Source organism: Sphingobium sp. RSMS, from assembly GCF_005406185.4.
Taxonomy (GTDB): Bacteria; Pseudomonadota; Alphaproteobacteria; order Sphingomonadales; family Sphingomonadaceae; genus Sphingobium; species Sphingobium fuliginis.
In genome coordinates, this window is the sequence record NZ_RPFK02000003.1 from 75,822 (window position 1) to 98,336 (window position 22,515).

The 22,515-nt window shown below is 62.4% G+C and carries 27 protein-coding genes; 26 read left to right on the forward strand and 1 reads right to left on the reverse strand.

Annotated elements, in window-relative coordinates:
- The 8 genes from EGM87_RS23660 to EGM87_RS23695 all read left to right on the forward strand — a co-directional run bounded on the left by EGM87_RS23660 (position 1) and on the right by EGM87_RS23695 (position 5,530).
- Positions 1-2,262, forward strand: a complete 2,262-nt coding sequence (locus EGM87_RS23660) for a heavy metal translocating P-type ATPase (protein WP_004212717.1) — start codon at positions 1-3, stop codon at positions 2,260-2,262.
- The gene (gene ccoS / locus EGM87_RS23665) at positions 2,259-2,468 is read left to right on the forward strand and encodes a cbb3-type cytochrome oxidase assembly protein CcoS (RefSeq protein WP_004212718.1); all 210 of its coding nucleotides are present in this window, start codon (positions 2,259-2,261) and stop codon (positions 2,466-2,468) included. The genes EGM87_RS23660 and ccoS overlap by 4 nt, the downstream gene beginning before the upstream one ends.
- A gap of 356 nt (positions 2,469-2,824) precedes the next feature.
- Positions 2,825-3,997, forward strand: coding sequence for a cystathionine gamma-synthase (gene metB, locus EGM87_RS23670; protein WP_137710510.1), 1,173 nt, complete (start codon positions 2,825-2,827; stop codon positions 3,995-3,997).
- Between the two features lie 34 nt (positions 3,998-4,031).
- Complete coding sequence (locus tag EGM87_RS23675) at positions 4,032-4,277, forward strand: hypothetical protein (protein WP_015449329.1); 246 nt, start codon at positions 4,032-4,034, stop codon at positions 4,275-4,277.
- Between the two features lie 78 nt (positions 4,278-4,355).
- Positions 4,356-4,685, forward strand: a complete 330-nt coding sequence (locus tag EGM87_RS23680; protein WP_015449330.1) for a hypothetical protein — start codon at positions 4,356-4,358, stop codon at positions 4,683-4,685.
- The gene (locus EGM87_RS23685) at positions 4,685-4,840 is read left to right on the forward strand and encodes a DUF488 family protein, N3 subclade (RefSeq protein ID WP_410483122.1); all 156 of its coding nucleotides are present in this window, start codon (positions 4,685-4,687) and stop codon (positions 4,838-4,840) included. Before EGM87_RS23680 ends, EGM87_RS23685 begins: the two co-directional genes overlap by 1 nt.
- A 110-nt stretch (positions 4,841-4,950) precedes the next feature.
- Positions 4,951-5,307 carry a hypothetical protein gene (locus EGM87_RS23690; RefSeq protein WP_137710509.1) on the forward strand — a complete coding sequence of 119 codons (357 nt, stop codon included), beginning with the start codon at positions 4,951-4,953 and terminating at the stop codon, positions 5,305-5,307.
- A 49-nt stretch (positions 5,308-5,356) separates the two neighbouring features.
- Positions 5,357-5,530 (forward strand): hypothetical protein, encoded by a 174-nt coding sequence (locus EGM87_RS23695; RefSeq protein ID WP_171010098.1) that lies wholly within the window; start codon positions 5,357-5,359, stop codon positions 5,528-5,530.
- Here the strand turns inward: EGM87_RS23695 and EGM87_RS23700 are convergent.
- Positions 5,527-6,129 (reverse strand): hypothetical protein, encoded by a 603-nt coding sequence (locus EGM87_RS23700; protein ID WP_030089511.1) that lies wholly within the window; start codon positions 6,127-6,129, stop codon positions 5,527-5,529. The genes EGM87_RS23695 and EGM87_RS23700 overlap by 4 nt on opposite strands.
- Before the next feature lie 220 nt (positions 6,130-6,349).
- Between EGM87_RS23700 and EGM87_RS23705 the strand changes: the two genes are divergently transcribed.
- The 18 genes from EGM87_RS23705 (at position 6,350) to EGM87_RS23790 (ending at position 22,474) form a co-directional block, all read left to right on the forward strand.
- Entirely contained in the window at positions 6,350-7,111 is a 762-nt protein-coding gene (locus tag EGM87_RS23705; RefSeq protein WP_015449332.1) for a helix-turn-helix transcriptional regulator, read from the forward strand.
- Between the two features lie 16 nt (positions 7,112-7,127).
- On the forward strand, positions 7,128-7,871 hold the full coding sequence (locus EGM87_RS23710) for a LuxR family transcriptional regulator (RefSeq protein ID WP_244309909.1): 744 nt from the start codon (positions 7,128-7,130) through the stop codon (positions 7,869-7,871).
- 72 nt (positions 7,872-7,943) lie between these two features.
- Positions 7,944-8,555: an acyl-homoserine-lactone synthase gene (locus EGM87_RS23715; protein WP_030089508.1), complete on the forward strand. Its 612-nt coding sequence runs from the start codon at positions 7,944-7,946 to the stop codon at positions 8,553-8,555.
- 10 nt (positions 8,556-8,565) lie between these two features.
- Positions 8,566-9,513 carry a phytanoyl-CoA dioxygenase family protein gene (locus EGM87_RS23720; RefSeq protein WP_137710507.1) on the forward strand — a complete coding sequence of 316 codons (948 nt, stop codon included), beginning with the start codon at positions 8,566-8,568 and terminating at the stop codon, positions 9,511-9,513.
- 50 nt (positions 9,514-9,563) lie between these two features.
- Positions 9,564-9,905 (forward strand): hypothetical protein, encoded by a 342-nt coding sequence (locus tag EGM87_RS23725; protein ID WP_081876097.1) that lies wholly within the window; start codon positions 9,564-9,566, stop codon positions 9,903-9,905.
- Positions 9,902-10,570: a lytic transglycosylase domain-containing protein gene (locus EGM87_RS23730; protein ID WP_030089506.1), complete on the forward strand. Its 669-nt coding sequence runs from the start codon at positions 9,902-9,904 to the stop codon at positions 10,568-10,570. Before EGM87_RS23725 ends, EGM87_RS23730 begins: the two co-directional genes overlap by 4 nt.
- Entirely contained in the window at positions 10,567-10,905 is a 339-nt protein-coding gene (locus tag EGM87_RS23735) for a TrbC/VirB2 family protein (RefSeq protein ID WP_021245259.1), read from the forward strand. Before EGM87_RS23730 ends, EGM87_RS23735 begins: the two co-directional genes overlap by 4 nt.
- The gene (locus tag EGM87_RS23740; RefSeq protein WP_021245260.1) at positions 10,902-11,252 is read left to right on the forward strand and encodes a VirB3 family type IV secretion system protein; all 351 of its coding nucleotides are present in this window, start codon (positions 10,902-10,904) and stop codon (positions 11,250-11,252) included. The genes EGM87_RS23735 and EGM87_RS23740 overlap by 4 nt, the downstream gene beginning before the upstream one ends.
- Positions 11,245-13,656 carry a VirB4 family type IV secretion/conjugal transfer ATPase gene (locus tag EGM87_RS23745; RefSeq protein ID WP_137710506.1) on the forward strand — a complete coding sequence of 804 codons (2,412 nt, stop codon included), beginning with the start codon at positions 11,245-11,247 and terminating at the stop codon, positions 13,654-13,656. Before EGM87_RS23740 ends, EGM87_RS23745 begins: the two co-directional genes overlap by 8 nt.
- A 3-nt stretch (positions 13,657-13,659) precedes the next feature.
- Complete coding sequence (locus tag EGM87_RS23750; protein ID WP_015449341.1) at positions 13,660-14,379, forward strand: TrbJ/VirB5 family protein; 720 nt, start codon at positions 13,660-13,662, stop codon at positions 14,377-14,379.
- Positions 14,379-14,591 (forward strand): EexN family lipoprotein, encoded by a 213-nt coding sequence (locus tag EGM87_RS23755; RefSeq protein ID WP_171010097.1) that lies wholly within the window; start codon positions 14,379-14,381, stop codon positions 14,589-14,591. The genes EGM87_RS23750 and EGM87_RS23755 overlap by 1 nt, the downstream gene beginning before the upstream one ends.
- Positions 14,592-14,609: 18 nt before the next feature.
- Positions 14,610-15,554: a TrbL/VirB6 family protein gene (locus EGM87_RS23760; RefSeq protein WP_015449342.1), complete on the forward strand. Its 945-nt coding sequence runs from the start codon at positions 14,610-14,612 to the stop codon at positions 15,552-15,554.
- A 334-nt stretch (positions 15,555-15,888) separates the two neighbouring features.
- Complete coding sequence (locus EGM87_RS23765; protein ID WP_015449344.1) at positions 15,889-16,587, forward strand: VirB8 family type IV secretion system protein; 699 nt, start codon at positions 15,889-15,891, stop codon at positions 16,585-16,587.
- On the forward strand, positions 16,584-17,441 hold the full coding sequence (gene virB9, locus EGM87_RS23770) for a P-type conjugative transfer protein VirB9 (protein ID WP_137710504.1): 858 nt from the start codon (positions 16,584-16,586) through the stop codon (positions 17,439-17,441). Before EGM87_RS23765 ends, virB9 begins: the two co-directional genes overlap by 4 nt.
- A gap of 3 nt (positions 17,442-17,444) precedes the next feature.
- Positions 17,445-18,668 carry a type IV secretion system protein VirB10 gene (gene virB10 / locus EGM87_RS23775; RefSeq protein WP_015449346.1) on the forward strand — a complete coding sequence of 408 codons (1,224 nt, stop codon included), beginning with the start codon at positions 17,445-17,447 and terminating at the stop codon, positions 18,666-18,668.
- Between the two features lie 3 nt (positions 18,669-18,671).
- Positions 18,672-19,676 carry a P-type DNA transfer ATPase VirB11 gene (virB11, locus tag EGM87_RS23780; RefSeq protein WP_007684605.1) on the forward strand — a complete coding sequence of 335 codons (1,005 nt, stop codon included), beginning with the start codon at positions 18,672-18,674 and terminating at the stop codon, positions 19,674-19,676.
- Positions 19,660-21,621 (forward strand): type IV secretory system conjugative DNA transfer family protein, encoded by a 1,962-nt coding sequence (locus EGM87_RS23785; RefSeq protein WP_015449347.1) that lies wholly within the window; start codon positions 19,660-19,662, stop codon positions 21,619-21,621. The genes virB11 and EGM87_RS23785 overlap by 17 nt, the downstream gene beginning before the upstream one ends.
- Positions 21,611-22,474 (forward strand): LPD7 domain-containing protein, encoded by an 864-nt coding sequence (locus EGM87_RS23790; protein ID WP_015449348.1) that lies wholly within the window; start codon positions 21,611-21,613, stop codon positions 22,472-22,474. The genes EGM87_RS23785 and EGM87_RS23790 overlap by 11 nt, the downstream gene beginning before the upstream one ends.
- The last annotated feature ends 41 nt before the right edge of the window (positions 22,475-22,515 follow it).

Consider the following 22,515-nt stretch of genomic DNA (forward strand, 5'->3'; position numbering starts at 1 on the left):
ATGGCCAGCCATGCCATGCCTGCCGTCCAGGCGCCGACATCATTGACCGGGCAATCGGTCGATGAACTCATCTTCGCCAGCCAATCGCTGGATGACGGAACGATGAGGACGCAACTGTCGGTCCCGACCGCGCATTGCGGCGGATGCATGGCGAAGATCGAGCGCATCCTTGGTAACCTCGAGGGCGTCGTAGCGGCTCGGGTCAATCTATCGACGCGGCGTGTGACCGTCACATGGCGGCAAGCGCAAACCGCGAGTGCACCGCCTTTGCTGGCAACGCTGAACGAGGCGGGCTTCGAGGCAAATCTTCTCAGCCAACCGGACGAACGCGCCGATCCCGAAAAGCGCCGGCTGATCGTCGCGACAGCGGTCGCCGGCTTCGCGGCGATGAACATCATGCTGCTTTCGGTGTCGGTCTGGTCAGGCGCCGACCCCGCTACGCGGCAGCTGTTCCATCTCATCTCGGCGCTGCTCGCGCTTCCCGCGGTATTCTTTTCGGGGCGCATCTTCTTCTTGTCGGCATGGTCGGCATTGCGCGCGGGACGCACCAATATGGATGTGCCCATCTCGATCGGCATCGTCCTGACACTGGGTCTCAGCATCTACGACACGCTGCATTTCGGACGCCATGCCTATTTCGACGCGGTCGTGACGCTGATCTTTTTCCTGCTTGTCGGACGAACGCTCGACCATGCCATGCGTGACAAGGCCCGTTCGGCCGTGCTCGGGCTGACGCGAATGACGCCTGCGGGCGCGAATGTAATCGGCACGGATGGATCGCGCGCTTTTAGACCGCTCGAGGATGTCTCGGTGGGTGATGTCATCCTCGTCGCGCCAGGCGAGCGTGTTCCGCTGGATGGTCTTGTCCTTGCGGGCGAGGGCGATCTCGACACTGCCGCGGTCACGGGCGAGGCGATGCCGGTGCCGGTACGACCGGGAAGCACGCTCGTTTCGGGCATGCTGAATCTCAATGGTTCGCTCAAGGTGCGTGTGACCAACAGCCACGCGCGGTCCTTTCTATCCGAAATGGTGCGAATGATGGAAGCGGCCGAGCAGGGCAGAGCACGCTATCGCCGTCTCGCCGACCGTGTTGCGGCCTATTACTCGCCGATCATCCATTCGCTGGCCTTGGCCGTGTTTGCCGGGTGGTTCCTTGACACAGGCGATTGGCATCGGGCGCTGACCATTGCCATTTCGGTGCTCATTGTGACCTGTCCCTGCGCGCTTGGTCTCGCCATACCCATGGTTCAGGTCGCCGCGGCGAAGCGCTTGTTCGAGCACGGCATCGCGCTCAAGGATGGAAGCGCGCTCGAGCGGCTTGCACAGGTCGATACCGTGATTTTTGACAAGACCGGCACGCTCACTCATGGCGATTTGCGAGTGAGCAAGATCGCCATCGATGAACCCTATCGCGCAATCGTGATGGCGCTGGCGTCGCGTTCCAACCATCCCGTCGCACGCGCGATTGCCGCCAACGGCGGCGCCTTGTCCGGCCTCGATCTGGACAGTTTTTCCGAGCTGCCGGGCCGGGGTTTGGAGGGCCAGCGGAACGGCCATCTGTTTCGCCTGGGGCGTGCCGATTGGGCTTTGAATCCAGGCACGGGCGAGAGTGGCGGTTTCCAGACCGTGTTCTCGGTCGATGGTGAGCTTGCCGGCCATTTTGCCTTCTTGGACGTTGAAAAGACGAGTGCGCGGGAAGCGGTGGCCAAGCTTGACGCGCTTGGGCTGCCTATCGAACTGCTTTCGGGCGATCACATTGCTTCTGTGTCGGGGTTCGCGAACGCGATCGGTATCGCCCACTGGCGTGCCGGATTGCTGCCGCAGCATAAGGTGGAGCGGCTTCAGGCGCTGGCGGACAGTCAGCGCCTGACCTTGATGGTGGGTGATGGGCTGAACGATGGACCGGCACTGGCGGCGGCGCACGTTTCGATGGCTCCTTCCAATGCCGCCGACATCGGTCGGGCGGCCGCGGATATTGTTTATCTCGGCCAGGATCTCGATGCGGTTCCGCGCGCTGTGCAGATCGCGCGCGCGGCCCGGCAACGTGTCCGCCAGAACCTGGCGCTTTCCGTCGGTTATAACCTTTTGGTGATTCCTGTGGCCATGGCGGGCTATGTCACCCCACTGCTTGCTGCCGTCGCCATGTCGCTTTCGTCGATTTCGGTCGTTGCGAACTCTCTGCGAATTCCCGCAGCACGCGGATCACGGCTTAGCAGGCGGGCGCCGGCACCGACCCTCGTTCCCCTGGCCGCTACCCGATGAGCGGGATCCTGTGGCTGGTGCCAGTCGCGCTGCTGATGGGCCTTGCTGGGCTGGGCGCCTTTCTTTGGTCGATGCGCACCGGGCAGTATGATGATCTGGATGGAGCGGCCGAGCGAGTCGTGACCGACGCCAAGTCAGACCAGCCTCTTGTCGAACCTGATGATTGGCGACCCGAAACCGAGGGCGAGGCAAATCGTTTGCGATAAGGATGGTGGTGTGGACACCATTGGGCAAAGGACGAAGTGATGATGCAGGCACCGAGTTGGAATTGGGTGGGCGTCCTTGCCTTCATCTGCGGGGCGGCGGTCATCATTCCCAGCCTTGTCGCGCTTGCACTCAGTCTTGCCGCTGTTGCCCGAAACCTCCTGTGAGGCTGGCATCGGTCTGACGGAGGGACAGCACGGCAAGCGGCTCAACCGCAGGTGATCGAGAATGTCGGCACGGGGATAATTCGGGGAAATGCCGGTGGAGAAGCTCGGGCGTCTTGCCCGGGAGCGGCGGCCCGGCGACGTAACCATCCGTTGGGTGCCCGTGAGCGAAGTTACCAAGGGATGTTTCGTCAATGACTGAACCCAGGAATCCTCCGCCCCGGCCACAAACGATAGCCGCAGCGCACGGCGTTGCCAGCGACCCTGCCTATGGGGCGGTTGCCCCGCCGCTTTATCTTTTGAGCACTTATGAATTTGCCGGCTATGCTCAACCGCGTCCCTATGATTATGGCCGTTCCGGAAATCCGACCCGCGATCTCCTTGCGGAGGCGCTCGCGAAGCTGGAGGGCGGTGCCGGGGCGATCATGACGTCGAGTGGTATGGCGGCTCTCGACCTTCTGGTCGGACGGATGGGCCCCGGCGATCTCATACTCGCGCCCCATGATTGCTATGGCGGCACGATGCGCTTGCTGAAGGCGCGCTCGAACCGCGGCCATTGTGTTGTCCGGTTCGTCGACCAGGGCGACGAGAAAGCTTATGCGGCCGCGCTGGAGGATGTGCCGACGCTGGTCCTGGTCGAGACGCCGAGCAATCCCCTGATGCGGGTTGTCGACATCGAGGCGCTGGCGACCATGGCGCGCGCGGCGGGTGCCGCGGTGGCCGTCGACAACACATTTCTCTCGCCGGCCATCCAGCAGCCGATCGCCTTGGGCGCCGACTATGTCGTTCACTCCACGACAAAGTTTCTCAATGGCCATTCCGATGTGATCGGGGGAGCGGTCGCTGCGGCCGATCCGGCGCAAGTCGAGGACCTCCGCCATTGGGCGAACATCGTCGGGCTGACCGGGGCGCCGTTCGATGCTTGGCTGACACTGCGCGGCCTTCGCACACTGTTTCCACGGATGGACCAGCAACAGCGTAGCGCCATGATCGTTGCCCAATATCTGGAGCGGCATCCGGCAGTGACGAAGGTGCATTACCCTGGACTTCCTGGGCATAGCGGACATCGGATCGCTTCGCGCCAACAGCGCGGCTTCGGCGCAATGCTGAGCTTCGAGCTCGCCGGAGGGGTGGACGCGGTGCGCCGGTTCGTGGCGACCGTCGGCTTTTTCACCGTCGCCGAATCGTTCGGCGGGATCGAGAGCCTCGTCGCACATCCGGCGACCATGACCCCTGCCGATATGGGCGAAGAGGCGCGTGCAAGGTCGGGTATAGGCGACGGCCTGCTGCGGCTTTCGGTCGGTCTTGAGGCTGAAGAGGATCTGATCGCCGGCCTCGAACGAGGACTGGCGGCTTGCGCAGCATGAGCGGGCACGATTCCGGTACTTGAAGGATTTGGACGTGCCTGGGTATGTATGGATTGTCGATGCCTTTGGGCTCCTACTTGCTCTGCTCGGGTTCAACATGGCGTTTCGCCAGACCGCGCTCAGGCGGATAATCGGACGTCCGAAGCCACCCCCGAACCGTGTGCGAGGCGGAAGTGAGAATGCCGATCCGTTGACCTATATTTTGCGGATCGCGGGCGTCATGCTGATGATCTTCGGTATTGCGATCGGTGGGATGCTGACCCTTTTCAACCTGGCGTGACGGGAAGGGTGGGGAAGCCTCGACAGTCCGATTGCTGCGGCAGCATCGCTATCGTTTAGGAGAACCCGGAGTAGGCCGATGACCCACGAATATGATGACCCGATCGATCCCGAGGCGGTCGCGGCCGCCGCTCGGTACATCGCCGAGCAGCAGCGCGTTGAAGATCGACCTCTTGATCTGCTTGTTGAGGAGGTCGTGCTTGATCGATTCTGCGGTTGTGTGACTTCGGTGAATGAAAGCCGCAGCGCTTCGATTCTGGCCGGTCTCAAAACGGAGATAACGCGCCAGGTCCGCCTACTGGTCGCAAGCGGGGAGTTTATTGATGAGATTGATGAGGCTTCGATCGAATCGTTTCCAGCAAGCGATCCTCCAGCCTGGATTGGGCACAAACCGCGCAAAGACGGTTGATGAAAAAGATTCATATCAAGCGGAGCTATGCGCCTGTCGAACTAGGCGATGGCTGCCCTGTGTTCGTGGATCGGCTATGGCCGAGAGGGGGTCTGCCCAGTCCCGCAGGCTCTCTTCGCCAACCGCCTTGGCGAAACCGATTTCGCATGGGCTAGCTCGCGACGATCTCATGTGCCGAACGCATATAGCGGACCGGCTGTCGCGTTTCGGTTGTTCAGTCAGAGGAACCAGGCAGGATCAACTCGTAACGTGACGGAGACGTTTAATGCGGCGAAGCTGGCCGGTATGGACCACTATAGCTTGCGCGGCGCTGGGCCTGTCGTCCGGCGCGCATGCCCAAGGACTGATCGATGCCGGCAACCAGGCGATGATCATGCACCAGGGTAATCTGCTCCAGCAGCAGACCGCACCCAACAACAAAAGCAGCAACGTTCGGAAGCGGAAGGCGAGTCCGCACCGCGTCAATTGCTCGATCGCGCAAGAGCGCGAGCGGCTTCGTCCCGAGTACCAACGGCGCGTGCGAGCGGATGGCGAAGGGGCTGCCAATGCCTGGTTGCGCCAGGAAGCGGCCGCGCTTGGGCGTCATGCTGGACAGCGTGCCAAAGCCGGAGAACGATGCTGAGCTTTCATCGCGATTACCTGAAAGGCGAATAGCGCATGGGAAGTCGGACTTGGGTCAGACGTGCAAGATCGCGGAGAGGCAGATCCTCGTCGAGATTCTCTTCAATCGCCGTGATCGCTACCGCAAGCCGCCGGGCGTGATCCCCGGGCGCTTCGCGGCCTTTTGGTCGCAATGCGAGTCAGAGAATGTGGCGGCGCCTGACGGTCCCTTCCAGCGCTGCTAGCCGCCGGTGGCGGACAACAATTCATTATTCACCTTCGCAGGGAAGACGAACTCTCCCTGCACGGTGCTGCTTGTCCCACCGGCCGCCGACACAAGAAGCCGAGCATCGCCGATCAACGTGTAGACGGCGTGGCGTTGTCCGCCGCGGTTCGGGTGGTCGACGCGATAGCCCTGATAGTGGCGGCGCAGGAATCCTGCATTCACGAGTTCGGAAACGGCGCGGCTGAGATTGCTTTTGCCGGCAGTTCGAATGCGCGCGCGCATTTCCTCGGCGACCGCCCGCTGGGCATCCTCCGCATCGCGCGGGAGCACCCCGCCTCTGACGAGGTCCCTATGGACCCGCTCGGCCAAGGCGACGTTACGCGTGCTGCGCTGGGCCATTGGCGTGAGCGCGTCGCAGAGCCAGTCGCGTAGCGAAACAAGTTCGTTGTCCCGCTTGATCCACGGACCGGCGCTCCCGTCGGGGCCGGCAACCTGCGCAATCAGGTTGAGAAGCATGAAGGCGTAGCGGGGACGGCTAGAGACCTGCGCCAATCTCTCGAGCACGGCTGCGATATCGCAGCTGTCGGAGCGCTCGAGGGGAGTGGCGGGATGAAACATAACGCGACTGAATCAAGCACAGACAAGGATCAATGTGAATCCGAAATCCGCGCGTGGAGCTCCCTTTGTCGTCTATGACACTTTACCAGCAGGCAAAGTGTCATAGACGATTCATTCCGCGAAGTTTGTTGCGAATCGTTCTCAACTCGCCGCGATATTCGCCGCGCTGGCCGCTTAGCGCTGGACTTGGCGTTATCCCAGCGGCGAGCTTCGACTGCCTATGGCGAACAGGATAAGAGACTGCGGCCGCCTGGATGACCTCACGCGTTTCGCACAGGAATGTGCGCGTGTTGGAAACCTCGGCGATCTGCAAGGCACCATCGATGCGGCCGTGCGCGAACTTGGCTTCCGCTGGTTCACGCTGCTCCACAATGTCGATCTTCGGCGCGGATGCGGGGAGAGCCTGTTTCTCACCACCTATCCGTCGGCTTGGCTCGAAGAGGTGCTGGCGGAGCGCCACTATGTGGAGGACCCCATCCATGCGGCCTGCGCCCGCACGCCATCGGGGCTCGCCTGGGATCGGGTAGGCGACGTGCTTGAGCTTTCTTCGCGCCAGCGGAGCATCCTGAAACGCGCCAGGGATCATGACTTGGCAGCGGGCTATAGCTTGCCGATCAGGACGCCGGGTGAGCCTGAGGCGATTTTCACCGTCGCCCGACCGCGCGATGAACCGCTGGATGCGGCGGAAATTCTCACCGCCCGCTTGCTGGGTTCGGTCGCCTATGACCGTGCGCGTGAACTGCTCGGCGAAGGGATAAGGACCTTCGTGTTTGTTCCTCTCAGTCCGCGCCAGGTCGAGTGCATCGCGCTCGTGGCGCAAGGTAAGAGCGATTGGGAGATTGCCCAGATCCTTGGGCTTAGCCGCGACACCGTGCACGAATATGTTGAATCCGCGCGGCGGCGCTACGGCGTGCGGCGCCGAACCCAGCTAGTGCTGCGCGCGGTTCGCGACGGTCATCTCAACATGGACGCGCTCCTCTGATCTCGCTTGGGCCGTGATGATCGGGCTTGGGCAAGTTCAGGAATTCTGCGCGGTTGCCGCGACAATCAAGGATAGCCGAGCACTCGCCGACCTGATGGCCGAGATCACGGGCGCAATGGGTTTTCGGTACTTTGCCCTGGACCACCATATCGACCTCAAGCCAGCGGTTAGCTCTGTCCATGTTGTCGATTATCCGCCGGACTGGGTGGAGCGTTTCCAGGCGCGCCGCCTCTATGCCAGTGACCCAATCCACCGTGCCAGCCATCGCACCAATGTCGGCTTTGCCTGGTCGGCGGTGCAATCCCTCATCACGCTCAGCGCTGCCGATCGGTCGATCCTGGCGGAGGCGCACGACGCCGGACTGGGCGATGGTTTCACGGTTCCTGCCCATATTCCTGGTGAGGTGAATGGGTCGTGCTCATTCGCCATGGGGGCGGGCGATGTGCTCGATCAACGTCAGCTCCCGCTCGTCCAGCTCATTGGCAGCTTCGCATTCGAAGCCGCGCGCAGGCTTTCCCGGCAAACCCTAGCTCCGTGCGAAGGCCCGAGCCTGACTGAGCGGCAGGCCGAATGTGTGGCGCTGGTAGCACGCGGGAAAACCGACTGGGAGATTAGCCAAATCCTCGGCATTGGGCAGGAAACGGTGATCCAGCATGTAAAGGATGCGCGCGACCGCTACGGCGTGACGAAGCGCACGCTGCTGGCGATCCGCGCATTGTTCGATGGACAGATCAGCTTCGCAGATGTTTTCGGCCGATGATCTCCCCAGGACTGGGGATAACCGAAAGGACGCGGGCCTGATCGACTGACCGCCTCACCAAAGGAGGCTGTCATGCATATCGAAACCGGCGCTGCCTGCGCCATGGAGAACCGCCTGTTCCGTTCGATGTTCGAGGAACGCAAACGGGTATTTGTCGATCTTCTGCGTTGGGACGTGCCGGTCGTCGCCGGCCGCTATGAAATCGACCAGTTCGACAATGACCGTGCCGTCTACATCGTGATAGCCGACGCCGAGGGCGAGCACCTTGCCTCGGCGCGGCTGCTTCCCACGACCGGTGACCATATTCTCGGCACCATTTTCTCCGAACTATGCGAACAAGCGCCTCCCCAGGGTGGTGCGATCCTCGAGATCACGCGCTTTTGTCTTGCACGACGATTGCGCGCACGAGAGCGCCTGGAGGTGCGCAATCGGCTGGTGTCCGCCCTCGTCGAATATGCGCTCGGCAATCATATCGGCAGTTACTCCGGCGTCGCGGAGTGGTGCTGGTTCCAGCAGATCCTGAGCTTTGGCTGGGCATGCCGTCCCCTCGGCCTGCCCGGCTCGACAAGTGGGCGCTGCCTTGTCGCCTTGCAGATCGACATCGATGGCCGCACCCGCGAGCAGCTGCAGGTCAGCGGCATCTGGCGCCCGGTCGGCCTTGCCGATCTTGCCAAGGCTGCTTGAGGAGGGCGCTATGACAAATCTCTCTTCCTATGGCCCAGCTGTCGAACCTGCGGTCGATGACGATCTGCAGCGGCAGGGCTTCTGCGTGTTGCGGGACATCGCATCCAAGACAGAGATCGTGGAGATCGATCAGGCCCTCGATCCGCGTTTTGCCGCCACACCCTTTTGTCTGGGCGGCTTCTACGGTCCGCGCACCAAGCGCTTCGGCGGCCTTTTGAAACGCGTGCCCGCTGTCGAGCGACTCGTGCGCCATCCTGCGATCATGCGCCTGGTGCGGTCGGTTCTCGACCCCTGGTGCGATACCATCCAGCTCAACCTGACGCAGGCGCTCGAACTGCATCCAGGAGCGCCGGCGCAGTTTCCTCACAGGGATCAGGATATGTGGCGCGGCCCGACCGGCCAGATCGAGTATCTCGTCAACGTGATGTGGCCGATTTCTCCGTTCAAGGCTGAAAACGGCGCCACGTTGATCTGGCCCGGGAGCCATAATGCCGGCTCCGCGGTTAAGGAAGCGCAGCCCATGGCGGTTGAGGCGGAGCCGGGCTCGGCGATCCTCTTCCTCGGTTCTACGCTGCATGGCGCCGGCGCCAACATGACCGGCGCGATCCGGCGTGGCATCATCGTCAGCTATTGCCTGGGCTGGCTGAAGCCTTACGAAAATCAATGGCTGACCTATCCGCCCAATGCGGCCCGTGCGTTCGATCCAGAGCTTGCCGCGCTGGTCGGCTACCAGCAGCACCGTCCCAATCTCGGCAATTATGATGGCCAGTGTCCGTCCATCCTGCTTCGGGGCGAACCGCCGGAATATCTGGCTGCCACCGATGCCCTGCGACCCGATCAGGAAGGTGCGCTGGCCGAATTTCTGGACCAGCAACGCACCGGCCAACTCCCCCCGGCTGGGGGGATTGCCGAAATCGGGGCCGGGCGGAACAAAAGAGAGGTGAAATCCAACGGATAGCTGATGCCAATTCCCGACGCGGGAGGTGTCTCTCGCTGGGGAATGACCCGATGCAACGCGTGACTCTAAGCCTGGCGGTGCTCGCCATGGGCACCGCCCTTCAACCGGCTCCCGCGCGAGCGAATGACTTGGGCTGCCAGGTTCTACTGTGCCTTTCCAATCCTGGTGGCGCGACGCAATATGCCCAGTGCGTCGCGCCCATGACCAAGCTGTGGCAGCGCTTGGCCACGGGCGGCTCTTTTCCCGGCTGTAGCGGCGGCGGTGTTGCTCGTACCAAGGTCTACGATCGCGATTCCGCAACGCGGCGCCGGGTTGTCATGACCTTCAGCGATGGACGCCGCGAAACCTACTCGCTGGCCAATATCGAGCGGCTGCAGGACGGGGCTCGATGATCCTCGACGTCGCCAGTCTTGTCGCCCTTGCAGGCTCATGCGCACCGAGCGTGGCGCCTGAGACGCTGATCTCGATCGTTCACACGGAAAGCCGGTTCAACACGCTTGCGATCGGGGTTAACAGTCCGGGTGTGCGCAAGCCGGCGCCGGCGACGAGAGCACAGGCGATTGCCGTAGCGCGTCGCCTCATTCGCCAAGGCTACAACATCGACTTGGGCTTGGGGCAGATCAACAGCGCCAACCTCGGATGGCTCGGTCTTTCGGTGGAGGATGCCTTCGAGCCGTGCCGCAACCTTGCCGCCGCCGCGCGGGTGTTGACGACCAACTATCAGTCGGTGGCGCACTCCGCCCAGAGTTCGGACCATGCGATCGCAACAGCGCTCTCGCTCTACAATACCGGCGATCGGCGGCGCGGCTTTCGCAATGGTTATGTCGCCCGGGTCTATGCCAGCGCGTCGACCATCATCCCCCTGATCCGCGGCAGGCCAACAGCGCCGGTCCTGCCGGCGCGCGTCCAGCTTGCCGACGCGGCGATCGCCAAACCGCAACCCTATGGGCTCGCGGCGACGCAGGCGGCCGGTTGGAACACCGCCGCCGATGCCCGGCAAGCCTCGCTCATGGTCTTCGGGGACGGGACAACTTCTCAGAAAGGACAGCATCCATGACAGCGATCACCGCCCGCCTGGGCTCCCAGCCCCAATGGGCGCGTCTTCTGCTGCGCATCGCCGGCATCGTCGGCCTGGCGATGCTTCTCTCTTTGCTGCTGAGCGATCCTGCTCATGCGCAAGGCGCGGACGGCATCACCTCCATGGCCGAGAACATCAAGACCTGGCTGACGGGAACCTTTGCCAAGACGATCGCCGTCATCGCCGTCGTCATCGTCGGTTTCATGTTCTTCACCGGACGGGCGAGCCTTGGCCTTTTGGTGACGGTCATCGTCGGCATTTTCATCGTCTTCAGCGCGCAGTGGATCGTCGATACCATCACAGGTGGCGCGTGAAGGAGGCAGCGCCCTCGAACGAGCGGCTGCGCGAGGAAACGCTTTTCCTTGCGGTGACCCGGCCGACGATGTGGCTGGGCGTGCCGCTCGAAGCATCCTTGCCGATTGCGCTTGCTGCCTGTCTCACCCTGATCGTCAGCGGCAATCCGCTTTACGCGGGGGCGATCGGCGGCGCGTGCCTCGCGGTGGCGCGCCTCATCGTGCGCCACGACGCCAATGCATTTCGCCTGCTATGGTTATGGACTTTGACCAAGGCGCGCTGCCGAAACCGCGGCTGGTGGGGTGGCAGTTCCTATTCGCCGCTACCGGTCGCGGGGATGAAGCGCAAGGGTTTCGCGCGTGGCTAGCGCCGCCGCCCAGCTGCCGCCACGCAAGACCCCCTGGCGGGTTCTGGCCCGAGAGGCGGAGCCCGGGCGCTATCTGCCCTATGCCCGCCATGTGACGCCCGATGTGATTGCGCTCGATAGCGGCGATCTCATGATGATGTTCCGTCTCGAAGGGCTGGCTTTCGAGACGGCTGATCCGATCCACCTCAACGATTGGCACGAGAAGCTCAACGGCACTTGGCGCAACATCGCCGACGATCGGCTTGCGATCTGGACCCACATCGTCCGCTCAGCCGTAGGGGATTATCCCGAAGGGCAGTTCCGCTCGGCGTTCGCCGCCGAGCTCGACAGCAAATATCGGGCGCGCGTCACCGCCAAGCGGATGTTCGTCAATGAGCATTATCTAACGCTTCTCATGCGTCCGGCCGTCGGATCGGCCGACCGGACCGGGTTGCTTCTCAAGCGGATTTCGAAAGCCAGGGCGGCGGAGCAGGAAGTCGATCCCGACGAACTGGCGCGCTTCGAGGAGAAGGCGCGCGACATCGAGAAGCTGCTCCGCCGCTGCAGCCCGACGCGCCTCGCCCTCTACGAGCATAATGGCCTGATCTTCTCCGCCCCGCTTGAGGTGCTCGAGCAAGTGATGATGGGCGCGCGATCCAGGGTTCCGCTCGTCCGCGGTCATCTGGGATCGGCGCTTTATGGCGAGCGCGTGATTTTCGGACGCGAGACGGTCGAGATCCGTGCCCATGACGCAAGTCGCTGGCAGGGTATCTTCGGGATCAGAGAGTATCCCGCGCTGACGCGCCCGGGCCAGATGAATGCCTTGCTCGGCCAGGATTTCGCCTTCGTCGTCTCGCAATCCTTCACCTTCATGGGCAAGGCGCGGGCAGCCGAACGTCTGCGCCGCCGGCAGAACCAGATGGCCTCAACCGAGGATGCGGCCGCGAGCCAGGCGCTCGATCTTGCCGATGCCGCCGACGATTTGCAAAGCAACCGCTTCGTTCTTGGTGAGCATCATTTCTCGCTGGCCGTATTCGCCGAGAACCAGAGGCGGCTTGCCGATAATCTCTCGGCCGCGCGCGCTGCACTGGCCGATGCCGGCCTGGTGGCGGCACGCGAAGGACCAGCGCTCGAAGCGGCGTTCTGGGCGCAGCTGCCCGGAAATTTTGCTTGGCGGGCGCGGCCGGCGGCGATCACCTCGCGCAATTTTGCTGCCTTGGCGCCGTTCCATACCTATCCCGCAGGCCGGGCCAAGGGGAACCATTGGGGGCCTGCGATCGCTATGATGAAGACGGCGGCGCAATCGCCCTATTATTTCAACTTCCATGTCGGCGACTTGGGCCACACACTGATTATTGGTCCTTCCGGCGCGGGCAAGACCGTCGTCCAGAATTTTCTGATGTCGCAGCTTGAGAAGACGGGCGCGCAGCAGATCTTCATCGATAAGGACCGCGGCGCGGAGATTTATGTCCGGTCTGCGGGCGGGATCTATCTGACGCTGAAGAATGGGGAGCCTACGGGTTTCGCTCCTCTGCAGGCACTCGACTATGGTCCGCGCAATCTTGTCTTCCTGGGGCGCTTGATCCGCCAGCTGGTGACGCCGGTCGGAGATCAGCTCGGGGTCACGCAGGAACGCATGATCGACGAGGGGCTGGCCTCGCTCGGACGCCTCGCGCCCGAGGACCGCTCCATTCTCGCGCTTCGCCAGTTGCTCGGTCAGCGCGACCCGGAAGGCATCGGTGCCCGGCTGGAGAAATGGGCGCGGGGCGGTTCGCTCGGCTGGGTGTTCGACAATGAGATCGACGCTTTGTCGCTGGAGGCGCCGTTCGTCGGTTTCGACATGACCGATTTTCTCGACAACCCCGAAGTTCGCACGCCGCTCATGATGTACATGTTCCACCGGATCGACGGTCTCCTCGACGGCCGGCGGCTTGTGATCGACATCGACGAATTCTGGAAAGCCTTGGGGGACGATGCGTTCCGCGCCTTTGCGCAGGACGGCCTCAAGACCTACCGCAAGCAGAATGCCTTTCTTGTCTTCGGCACGCAAAGCCCTGCGGATGCGCTGCGTTCGGACATTTCGCACAGCATCATGGAGCAGGTTGCGACCAAGATACTGCTTCCCAACCCCTACGGCCGCGAAACGGACTATGTCGATGGACTGGGTCTGACCCAGGCGGAATTCAAGCTCATCCGGCATGATCTGAATCCGGAATCCCGCCGATTCCTGGTCAAGCAAGGCCATGACTCGATCGTCGTCGAGCTCGATCTTGGCGGTCTCTCCGACGAGCTGGCAGTTCTCTCGGGCACAACGGAAACCGTCACGCTGCTCGATGCCATCCGCGCCGAGGTCGGCGACGATCCCGAAAACTGGCTGCCTCTCTTTCACCAGCAGCGTCGGTCTCCATCGAGCAAGAAAGGATGAGCTATGCGTAAAGACAGATTCGCAGCGATCGGTGCGATTATCCTGGGAACGGCAGATCCGGCCGCCGCCCAAGGCATACCGGTCTATGACAGCTCCGGCTATTTGCAGGCGCTTGCCACGGTCAAGAACACCCTGTCGATGATCGAGCAGGGCAAGGAGCAGATCGCCGAGGCCAAGCAGCTCTACGGTAGCTTCAATCAGGTCACCGACGTCAACGGCATTGCCCCGTCGCTTTCCACCGACGCGATGCGCCATCTTCTGCCGCGCGAGGCCCGCGACCTCGGCAGGTTGATGTCGTCGGACAATGCCAGCCTGGGATCGCTTGGCAGTGCCGCGACCCGAATTCGCGATGCCAACCGCATTGCGCTGCCGGACCTGCGGCCAGGCGCCTCAGCCTATGAGCGGGCGTCGCGCGACACTCTGTTGCGAAATGGCGATCTAGCCGCCCGCGATGCCGCGATCGCGGAGTCGGCTTATGGCGTCTCGGCCCAACGCACAGCGGGCTTGGAAGAACTGCGCACCTCGCTCGATACGGCTTCGGACGCGAAACAGGTCATGGACATCCAGGCAAGGGTAGGGGTCGAAAACGCCCACATCCAGAATGATGCCTTGCAGTTGCAGGCGCTCCGCATGCGGCAGGATGCGGAGGATCGGTTACGTTCGCAGCGCCAAGGAGAAGAAGCTCTGGCCAAGCTTGAACAATCGTTGGGCGAGACCCGGTGATGAAATTAGCCGGACCCGCCGCACTGGTCGCAACGCTGCTGCTCTGCGCCTGCGACGTAACAAAAGGGAAGGACGAACTCGCGAACTCACCGCAGGAGATGTCACGAATTCTGGAGGCCTGCTCAAACGGCACCCACATCGATCCGCAGGAGTGCAGCAACGCGAAAAGCGTCGAGAATTCCAGAAACCTTGAACAATCCTTGGGTCGATGAAGATCGCAGAACCGTTCAATGTCCTCCACCATTTTCTCGACCATCTATGCCGATATCGACGGCAAGCTCGATCTTTTTCTCAATGATCGATTGTCAAACGTCGTGGAAGTAATCCGGGGTCCACTCGCCGTCGGCCTCGTAATCTATATCGCCCTGTTCGGATTTATGGTCATGCGAGGTATAATTAGCGAGCCGTGGGGCGAGCTGTTCGCCCGGATGGTCAAGCTCTGTGTGTTGTATATGGCGGCCACGACAGTCGCCTATTCGGAGTGGATTATCGATCCGCTCTTCCACGGGATGCCCGATGCGATCGCACAGGCTCTTGCCGGTAAAACGATCGGCACCGCTGGTTCGGCATTTGACCACTATTTTAGTCAGGTTGACGATGTCATCCGTCTTATCCGGGCGGAAGCAGAGACGTACCTCGACATAAATCCCTGGAAGCTGGTTCTTTTGACGCTGGCGATTGTATTATACGCCTTGGCAGGCCTTTCCGCAGCTATAGGATTTGCCATTACGATATTCGCCAAGGTGGCGCTGGCGATCCTCATAGCTCTAGGCCCGATATTTATTGCTCTCGCTCTGTTCGAGCCGACTCGTCGGTTCTTTCATGGGTGGCTCGGGCAAGCCTTCAACTATATCATTCTAATTGCGGTGATCATTGCCATCACAGTGCTGGTCGCGGATTTGGGCGCGGCCGCGTTGGCGGAGGCTGAGGCCAAGTCGGACGTCACGATCGCTGCAGTCATCTACGCCGTCTACCTCTTCCTCGGGACGATTTTCTTTTTCCAGGCTCCGGCCATTGCCACCGGCATTGCGGGCGGCGCCGCTGCGGGGGTTGGTGCCTTCGCCGGGACCGCCTGGGGGACAATGGCATCTCCCTTCCGACAACGCCGCATTGCGCGCAACAGCCGCAATCTGGAGCGCGCCGCTCGTCGGGGCGGCTCCATCGAAGCGGCATAGTGAGACATCACCATGACCTTGCCCTGTCCTCAAAAATCGACGTTCACCATCCGCCAGATTACTTTCTGCCTGATCGGCAGCCTTCCACTGCTGGGCCTCGCGGCATGCGCGTCCGGACCCAAGAAGCTGGCCGTTTGCAACGGGCACCATCTGCGTGACGTGAATATCTATGGGAGCGTTCTGCCCGGATCGCCGGTGCGGGCGACTACAGCGCCGCGCCCCGCACCGCCCATTCCTCCCTTGTCTCATCCGCAGGTGGGCGATCCACCGCCTCCGCCCGCAGTGCCAGCGCCTCCGGACGACAAGGTTTCCTTTGCGCCAAAGGACATTCGTTATGCGAGTTGCTGACAATGGCGCGGAGGCGGTGCCTACTTCCGGGCTCAAACGCTATTTCCAGGAAGCGCGAAGCTGGGACCAGGACAGGGTTCGATCGGCATTGCGATCGACACGTATTGCTTGGACCGTGGCGACGGTAACCTCGATCCTTGCGGCCGCATCCATTTTTGCTGTCGCCGCGCTGGCCCCGCTCAAGACCGTCGTGCCCTATGTCATTCGGGTCAATCAGACGACGGGCGCGGTGGATGTCCAGACGGCGCTGACCCAGCGGCCGATGCGCTATGATGAAGCGGTCACCAAATACTTTCTCGCGCAATATGTCCGGACGCGTGAAAGCTGGATGCCGGCGGCTGCCGAGGAGAATTTCCGCTTCGTGACAATCCTGTCGCAGCCGGCGGAGCAGCAGCGCTGGGCACGCTTCTTCAGCAACAACAATGCTGCCAGTCCCCAGAACGCCTGGGGGAAAAACGCAGTCGTCCAGGCGCGGGTACGCAACATCGCCTTCATCAATGATCGGGTTGCCAATGTGCGATTCACACGGGTCGTCCAGACCGAGACGGATACGCAGAGCAGCGATTGGATCGCCACGGTCACTTTCGCCTATGCCAACGCGCCGATGGCCGAAGGTGATCGCTATCGGAACCCGCTCGGCTTCCAGGTCGAGAATTACCGCTCCGACCCGGAGGTAGTCCGATGAAAACATTGGTCGCTGCGGTTTTCATCGCGATTGCATCCCTTTCTGCTGCCCATGCGGTTGAGGTCCCGCGTGGCGCTGCGTCTGACCCACGCGTCAAGTTCGTCGATTATGAGGAAGCGCAGGTCTATCGCATCGTCGGGACCTTCCGGACAGCAACCCAGATTGTCCTCAGCGAGGACGAAACGATTCAGCACGTAGCGCTGGGCGACACCGTCTCCTGGGAGGTGGCGGTGGCCGGCCACATCTTGTTCCTCAAGCCGCGCGAACGCGCTGGACCGACCAACCTTATCGTCACCACGTCTCGCGGCGGAACCTTAAGAAGCTATGCCTTTGAACTCACGGCTCGTAGCGGTCCGATCACCGGCCGCAACGGCCAGGCCTATTTCCAGGTCCGTTTCCGCTATCCGCGGGACGAGGCGGCGCGGGCCGAACGCCTGAGAGCGGCACAGATCGCAATGCAAGCGGCGGCGCTGGAGGCCCAGGCTGTTCGCGGTGCCCTCGACCATGCGGTGATCGAGGGTCCGCGCAACATGAATTATAAGGTTCAGGGTTCGAGCGAGTTGCAGCCGTCGGAGGTCTCCGACAATGGCCAATTCACGGTGCTGCGGTTTCCGGCGAACCGGGAAGTTCCTGCCATTTATCTGGTGAGGCCAGACGGGTCCGAAACGCTGGTCCCGTTCGACGTTCGCGACGAATTCGTCGTCGTTCATTTGGTGGCGCGCCAACTGCGCCTGCGCCGGGGCGGCGAGGTGCTGTGCATCTATAACCAGGCGCCCGAACCTTATGGCGTCGATCATGGAACGAATACCGGATCGTCTCACGTCGAGCGCACCATCTCCCATCCGCAGGAATGAACCATGGCCGATGAACCGTCCCCTGTCGTGCGCCCGCTGCCCGGTGCCGATCCAACGCCCGAAAGGCACGAAATTCTTCACGAGCGTGGAATCGAGCCGATCGGCGGCACGACGCCCGCGCGGCGCAACACCGCGCTGATCTTCGCCGGCACGGCAATGGTCTTGGGTATTCTCTGGGTGAATTCCGGCACGGGCCAGCAATCCTCGTCTCGTGACCTCACCGCGCCGGCAGGTGCAGCCCGGGAACGACCCGATATCGTCGCTCGGGAAACAGTCGATTATGCCGCGGTCGCCCCTCAACGCCGACCGCTCGGGGCAGCCGACACGGATCCCAATGCGCCGGTGCTCAATCCTGCCGCTGGCGTTCCCGGACCTGAAGGCCAAATTGTGCCCGCCATGCAGCCGGGCGCGGCACCGAGCGGGACCAGTGCCGCTCGGCCAACGCTTGCCGAGCAGGCGCGGCGGTCCACGCTGATCGCCTATGGAGGTCGCGATCTTGGCCGCGAGGCCGGCGCGCCCACAGCTGCAGGGGCTGCCGGGGAAGCGCCCGACAACGCTGCCGGAGCGCCAGAGAGCGGCGAGGGCAGGGCGCCCAACGCGCTCGATCTTTTGCGGCAAAGCTCCTCGATCGGGGAAGCGCGGGCCTCGATGCTGCCGAACCGCAATTTTCTGATTACGGCGGGCACATTGATCCCCTGCATTCTGCAAACCGCCATCAATTCCGCGCAGCCCGGTTACACGTCCTGCCTGATCCCGCGAGACGTCTATTCCGAGAATGGCCGGGTCGTACTCATGGAAAAGGGCACGCGCGTTCTCGGCGAATATCGCGGCGGCATCCAGCAAGGGCAAAATCGCCTGTTCGTCCTCTGGACGCGAGCGGTAACGCCCCAGGGCGTGCGGATCGATCTTGCCTCGCCTGGCTCCGATGCACTCGGCCGAGCCGGGCTTGCAGGCGCGGTCGACAGCTTCTTCTGGGCGCGTTTTGGCGGCGCCCTGCTCCTCTCACTCGTCGATGATGCCGCCTATATCGCCGGACAGGCCGCCTCGAGCGGCAATGGCAATTTCAACAATGTGACCCGGGCGCCCAGCGAAGGCGCGGCGATTGCCTTGCAGAACAATATCAATATCCGGCCGGTCCTGAAGAAGAATCAGGGCGAGGAGGTCGGCATCTTCGTCGCCAAGGATTTCAACTTCGCCGACGTCTACAATCTGGAACTGCGGCGGTAAGCCATGCGCGATACCGCCGTCCTCCGTCACTATCTCGCGCCGCTCCTGCCCCTCCTGGAACCGGAGGATGTCACGGAGCTGGTGGTCAACCGCCCGGGAGAAGCGGGGATCGAGGACCGCCAAGGGTGGCGCTGGCAGGAGATGCCGGAGCTGGACAGCGACTGGCTTTCTACCCTGGCTGTTGCCGCGGCGAGCTTCACGCACCAGGATATCGATGGTCAGTCTCCGATCTGTTCGACAGTCCTGCCGGGCGGCGAGCGCTGCCAGATCGTCATACCGTCGGTCACCCCAAGCGGTTGCCCTTCCTTCACGATCCGCAAACCGTCGACCGTGACCCTGCCGATCGACCAACTGGCTGGGGCCGGGCTGTTCCGGATGACGCGCGCCAGCGCCAAGGGTCTCACCGATGTCGATGCGCGGTTAGTGGCGCTGCGCGACGCGGGCGACTGGCCGGAATTCTTCAAGGTCGCCGTTCCGGCACGCAAGAACATTCTGGTCAGTGGCGCCACGGGTTCGGGAAAGACGACCCTCGCGAAAGCGCTCATCCAGCTTATCCCACCGGAGGAGCGGTTGCTCACCATCGAAGACACCCGTGAGCTGGTCGTGCCTCATCGCAATGTCGTCCATATGGTCTATTCGAGCGAGGGGCAGGGCCTGGCCAAGGTTGGCGCCAAGCAGCTGCTCGAAAGCGCGCTGCGCATGCGGCCCGACCGCATCCTGCTCCAGGAGCTGCGTGACGGCACCGCATTCTTCTATCTGAGGAACGTCAATTCCGGGCATCCCGGATCGATCACGACCGTCCACGCCGGTTCACCCGCCGGCGCGTTCGAACAGCTGACGCTGCTCGTCAAGGAATCGGAAGGCGGCCGCGATCTCGCCCGCGACGATATTCGCGGACTCCTTCGCATGCTCGTCGACGTCGTTGTGCAGACACGCCGTCACGGCGGGCGGTTTGAGGTCGACGAGATCTATTTCGAGCCGAGGATGGGCGATGCTGGCGCAGCGTAGTCCCTGGGCGATTGGCCTGTGCGTGATCGGCGCAATTCTGTTGTGGGCTGTCATTACCCTGTTCGTTGCCTTGTTCGGACTCGGGCAGATCGGACCTAATATCGATCTCGGCACTCTGCCGGCCTGGCTCTGGTATTATCGTGGTGATCCACTGCTCGGGGATTGGATCAAGCGGGGTGCGATGGCCGGCGCCGCCGTAATCGCGCTTCTTGTCCTCACGATCCTGCGGCGAGGCCCATCCTTGCACGGCAGGGCTCGGTTTGCACGCGAGGGCGAAATCCGACGCGAGGGGCTGCGTGCCCCGTCTGGCATTGTCGTTGGACGCAAAGCAGGGCGTTTCCTCATTTTCGGCGGAAACGAGCATGTCCTGCTCGAAGCGCCGACGCGCGCCGGGAAGGGCGTCGGTGTTGTCATCCCCAATCTGCTGACCTGGCCGGATTCGGTCGTCGTGCTCGATGTGAAGCGGGAGAATTGGAGTACCAGCGCCGGTTATCGCCAACGTGCCGGTCAATCGGTTTACCTCTTCGATCCGTTGGACCCTGAAGGGCGGACGGCACGGTACAATCCCCTGGCGCATATCCGGCGAGCCGATGACACCGAAGTCGTCAACGAGCTTCAGAAAATCGCAGTCATGCTCTTCCCCGCGCCGGAACGATCGGACCCGTTTTGGGCCGAAGCGGCGCGGGCGGCCTTCATCGGCGTCGGCGCGCTCGTTGCTGCCAATCCTGGCATGCCCTTCACGATCGGCGAGATCTATCGACGGCTGACCACTGGGGATCCCAAGAGCGATCTTCCCAAGGCCCTGGAAGAGGCGAGGGGGGCAGGACAGCGCCTAAGTCAGGCATGCGTCTCGGCAATCCAGGATTTCGCCTCGGCTTCGGACAACACCTTTTCCGGGATCAAGCAGACGATCACGGCGCGGCTCAATCTCTGGCTCAACCCCGTGGTCGATGCCGCGACCTCGGCAAGCGATTTCAACCTGCGCGAAGTCCGGGCGCGGCGCATGTCGATCTATCTCGGTGTCTCGCCCGACAATATCGACCGGATCGCGCCGGTTTACAGCCTCTTCCTGCAGCAGCTGGTGGATCTCAACACGCGCGATTTGCCCGACGCTGCCAGCAATGTCCCAGTCCTGATCCTGCTCGATGAATTCGCAAGGCTGGGGAAGGCCTCGGTCATCGCGGGCGGCTTTTCCTATGTCGCTGGATACGGCTTGCGCCTGCTGCCGGTGATCCAGAGCCGGGCGCAGCTGCGGGCCATTTATGGTCCCGATGTTACCGACGAAATCATCGCCAATTGCGGGCTTGAGGTGGTGTTCACGCCCAAGGAGCTGAAGGTCGCGAACGAGCTTTCAGAGCGGCTCGGCTTCTTCACGATGAATGTAAAATCGCGCAGCCGAACGATTCATGGGCTGTTGGCCAATCGCAGCATATCGGAATCCGATCAGCGCCGCGCCCTCCTGCTGCCGCAGGAGCTGATGCAGATGCCCAAGACCGAGCTCTTGTTGCTGCGCGGCGGGATCGCGCCGGTTCGTGGTAGGAAGATCGCCTTTTATCGAATGCCGCGCTTCACAAGGCGCGTGTTGGCGCCGCCCATTCTGCCGTCGCGGCCTATCCCCGCTGCTCAGCCCCCAACTGTTCTGCCGCCAGGCAAGCATCAGGTGGTGTCCCCTTACAATGACGCGGAGAAATCAACGGCGAAGAGCACGGGCGGGGCCTTGCTGGAAGAGACCAAGATGCGGGAAATGACCGATGGTGAACTGGCGGGCGCGGCTAAGATTACCGATGATATGTTGGTCCTGGGCAACCTGACCGACTTGCCGCCGCCCGGCGATGAGGCAGCGGCCATCGCTTTTGTGTCATCGATGATCGAGCGGGCGCTCGTGCAGACGGAAGGGGCGTCATCTTCACCCCTCATCCAGGAAAGGACAGATCATGGCCGCTGAAAAACCTGTGGTGCCACGCGGTATGAGCAAGCGTAGCAATACGATCGCTCAGGACGCGGCAGCCAAGTCGGCGAACGCGGCGCAATCGTCGCCCGAAGCAACCAAGAAGGGGAAGTCGATCGATCCGTCCGTTCTCCAGGCGGCGTCGTCTGGTGACATTCCTGATGCCTTGCGAAAGCGCTATTTCTCCACGACGAACAAATGGTCGGGCGAGCCTGCTTATTTCACGAGTGCGCAGGCTAAGGAACCGGCGTTCCGTGACCAGGGCAGACGGCTCATCACCTCCAGCGAGAGCGACGAAGTTGTGCGCGATCTCGTTGCCATCGCTCGCCATCGCGGGTGGTCACACGTCCATGTTACCGGCAGTGAGACGTTCCGAAGGGCAGCGTGGCTCGAAGCCAGTCGCCAAGGTTTGGAAGTACGGGGATATCGGCCGAGCGAACGGGATTTGCAGGAGCTGGACCGAGTGCGGCGCGATGCTAGTCGTAACAGCATCGCCCCTGCCGTCACTGCGCCGGCGTCGCGCGAACCTGGGCGGGATCGACGCCAGCCCGATGAGGCGTCTAGGCAAACATCGTCGGAGCAAAGCCGGGTGAAGAATGCGCGGGCGGCCCAGAGCCAGCTTCGCGTGATTGAGACGGTGGTGCGCGCGGCCTTGTTCGACAATCCCGATGCCGTTGCCAGGGTAATGAAGGTGGCAAACGACAAGGTGCAAACGCATCTGCAGGCAGGTCGGCAGTTTCAGGCAGCCAAGGTGCGGGACACCTCGGTCCGGGCGGTTGAGCCGTCAGGCCGGAACCGGCAGGAACCCGGCAAGGAACGAGCGCCGCTGCAACGATCTCGAGGCCGTTGATCGAGAGGGATTGAGCCTGACCAGCAAGGCTTTACCATATC

Excerpts from the sequence above, each read along its gene's own strand:
- EGM87_RS23720 (WP_137710507.1), top strand. The coding sequence starts at position 8,566 with ATGACAAATCTCTCTTCCTATGGCCCAGCTGTCGAACCTGCGGTCGAT.
- EGM87_RS23730 (WP_030089506.1), top strand. The coding sequence starts at position 9,902 with ATGATCCTCGACGTCGCCAGTCTTGTCGCCCTTGCAGGCTCATGCGCA.
- EGM87_RS23725 (WP_081876097.1), top strand. The coding sequence starts at position 9,564 with ATGCAACGCGTGACTCTAAGCCTGGCGGTGCTCGCCATGGGCACCGCC.
- EGM87_RS23790 (WP_015449348.1), top strand. The coding sequence starts at position 21,611 with ATGGCCGCTGAAAAACCTGTGGTGCCACGCGGTATGAGCAAGCGTAGC.
- EGM87_RS23735 (WP_021245259.1), top strand. The coding sequence starts at position 10,567 with ATGACAGCGATCACCGCCCGCCTGGGCTCCCAGCCCCAATGGGCGCGT.
- EGM87_RS23765 (WP_015449344.1), top strand. The coding sequence starts at position 15,889 with ATGCGAGTTGCTGACAATGGCGCGGAGGCGGTGCCTACTTCCGGGCTC.
- EGM87_RS23685 (WP_410483122.1), top strand. The coding sequence starts at position 4,685 with ATGAAAAAGATTCATATCAAGCGGAGCTATGCGCCTGTCGAACTAGGC.
- EGM87_RS23785 (WP_015449347.1), top strand. The coding sequence starts at position 19,660 with ATGCTGGCGCAGCGTAGTCCCTGGGCGATTGGCCTGTGCGTGATCGGC.
- EGM87_RS23750 (WP_015449341.1), top strand. The coding sequence starts at position 13,660 with ATGCGTAAAGACAGATTCGCAGCGATCGGTGCGATTATCCTGGGAACG.
- EGM87_RS23715 (WP_030089508.1), top strand. The coding sequence starts at position 7,944 with ATGCATATCGAAACCGGCGCTGCCTGCGCCATGGAGAACCGCCTGTTC.
- virB10 (WP_015449346.1), top strand. The coding sequence starts at position 17,445 with ATGGCCGATGAACCGTCCCCTGTCGTGCGCCCGCTGCCCGGTGCCGAT.
- ccoS (WP_004212718.1), top strand. The coding sequence starts at position 2,259 with ATGAGCGGGATCCTGTGGCTGGTGCCAGTCGCGCTGCTGATGGGCCTT.
- virB9 (WP_137710504.1), top strand. The coding sequence starts at position 16,584 with ATGAAAACATTGGTCGCTGCGGTTTTCATCGCGATTGCATCCCTTTCT.
- EGM87_RS23705 (WP_015449332.1), top strand. The coding sequence starts at position 6,350 with ATGGCGAACAGGATAAGAGACTGCGGCCGCCTGGATGACCTCACGCGT.
- EGM87_RS23680 (WP_015449330.1), top strand. The coding sequence starts at position 4,356 with ATGACCCACGAATATGATGACCCGATCGATCCCGAGGCGGTCGCGGCC.
- EGM87_RS23755 (WP_171010097.1), top strand. The coding sequence starts at position 14,379 with ATGAAATTAGCCGGACCCGCCGCACTGGTCGCAACGCTGCTGCTCTGC.
- EGM87_RS23710 (WP_244309909.1), top strand. The coding sequence starts at position 7,128 with ATGATCGGGCTTGGGCAAGTTCAGGAATTCTGCGCGGTTGCCGCGACA.
- EGM87_RS23700 (WP_030089511.1), bottom strand. The coding sequence starts at position 6,129 with ATGTTTCATCCCGCCACTCCCCTCGAGCGCTCCGACAGCTGCGATATC.
- metB (WP_137710510.1), top strand. The coding sequence starts at position 2,825 with ATGACTGAACCCAGGAATCCTCCGCCCCGGCCACAAACGATAGCCGCA.
- virB11 (WP_007684605.1), top strand. The coding sequence starts at position 18,672 with ATGCGCGATACCGCCGTCCTCCGTCACTATCTCGCGCCGCTCCTGCCC.
- EGM87_RS23760 (WP_015449342.1), top strand. The coding sequence starts at position 14,610 with ATGTCCTCCACCATTTTCTCGACCATCTATGCCGATATCGACGGCAAG.
- EGM87_RS23660 (WP_004212717.1), top strand. The coding sequence starts at position 1 with ATGGCCAGCCATGCCATGCCTGCCGTCCAGGCGCCGACATCATTGACC.
- EGM87_RS23690 (WP_137710509.1), top strand. The coding sequence starts at position 4,951 with ATGCGGCGAAGCTGGCCGGTATGGACCACTATAGCTTGCGCGGCGCTG.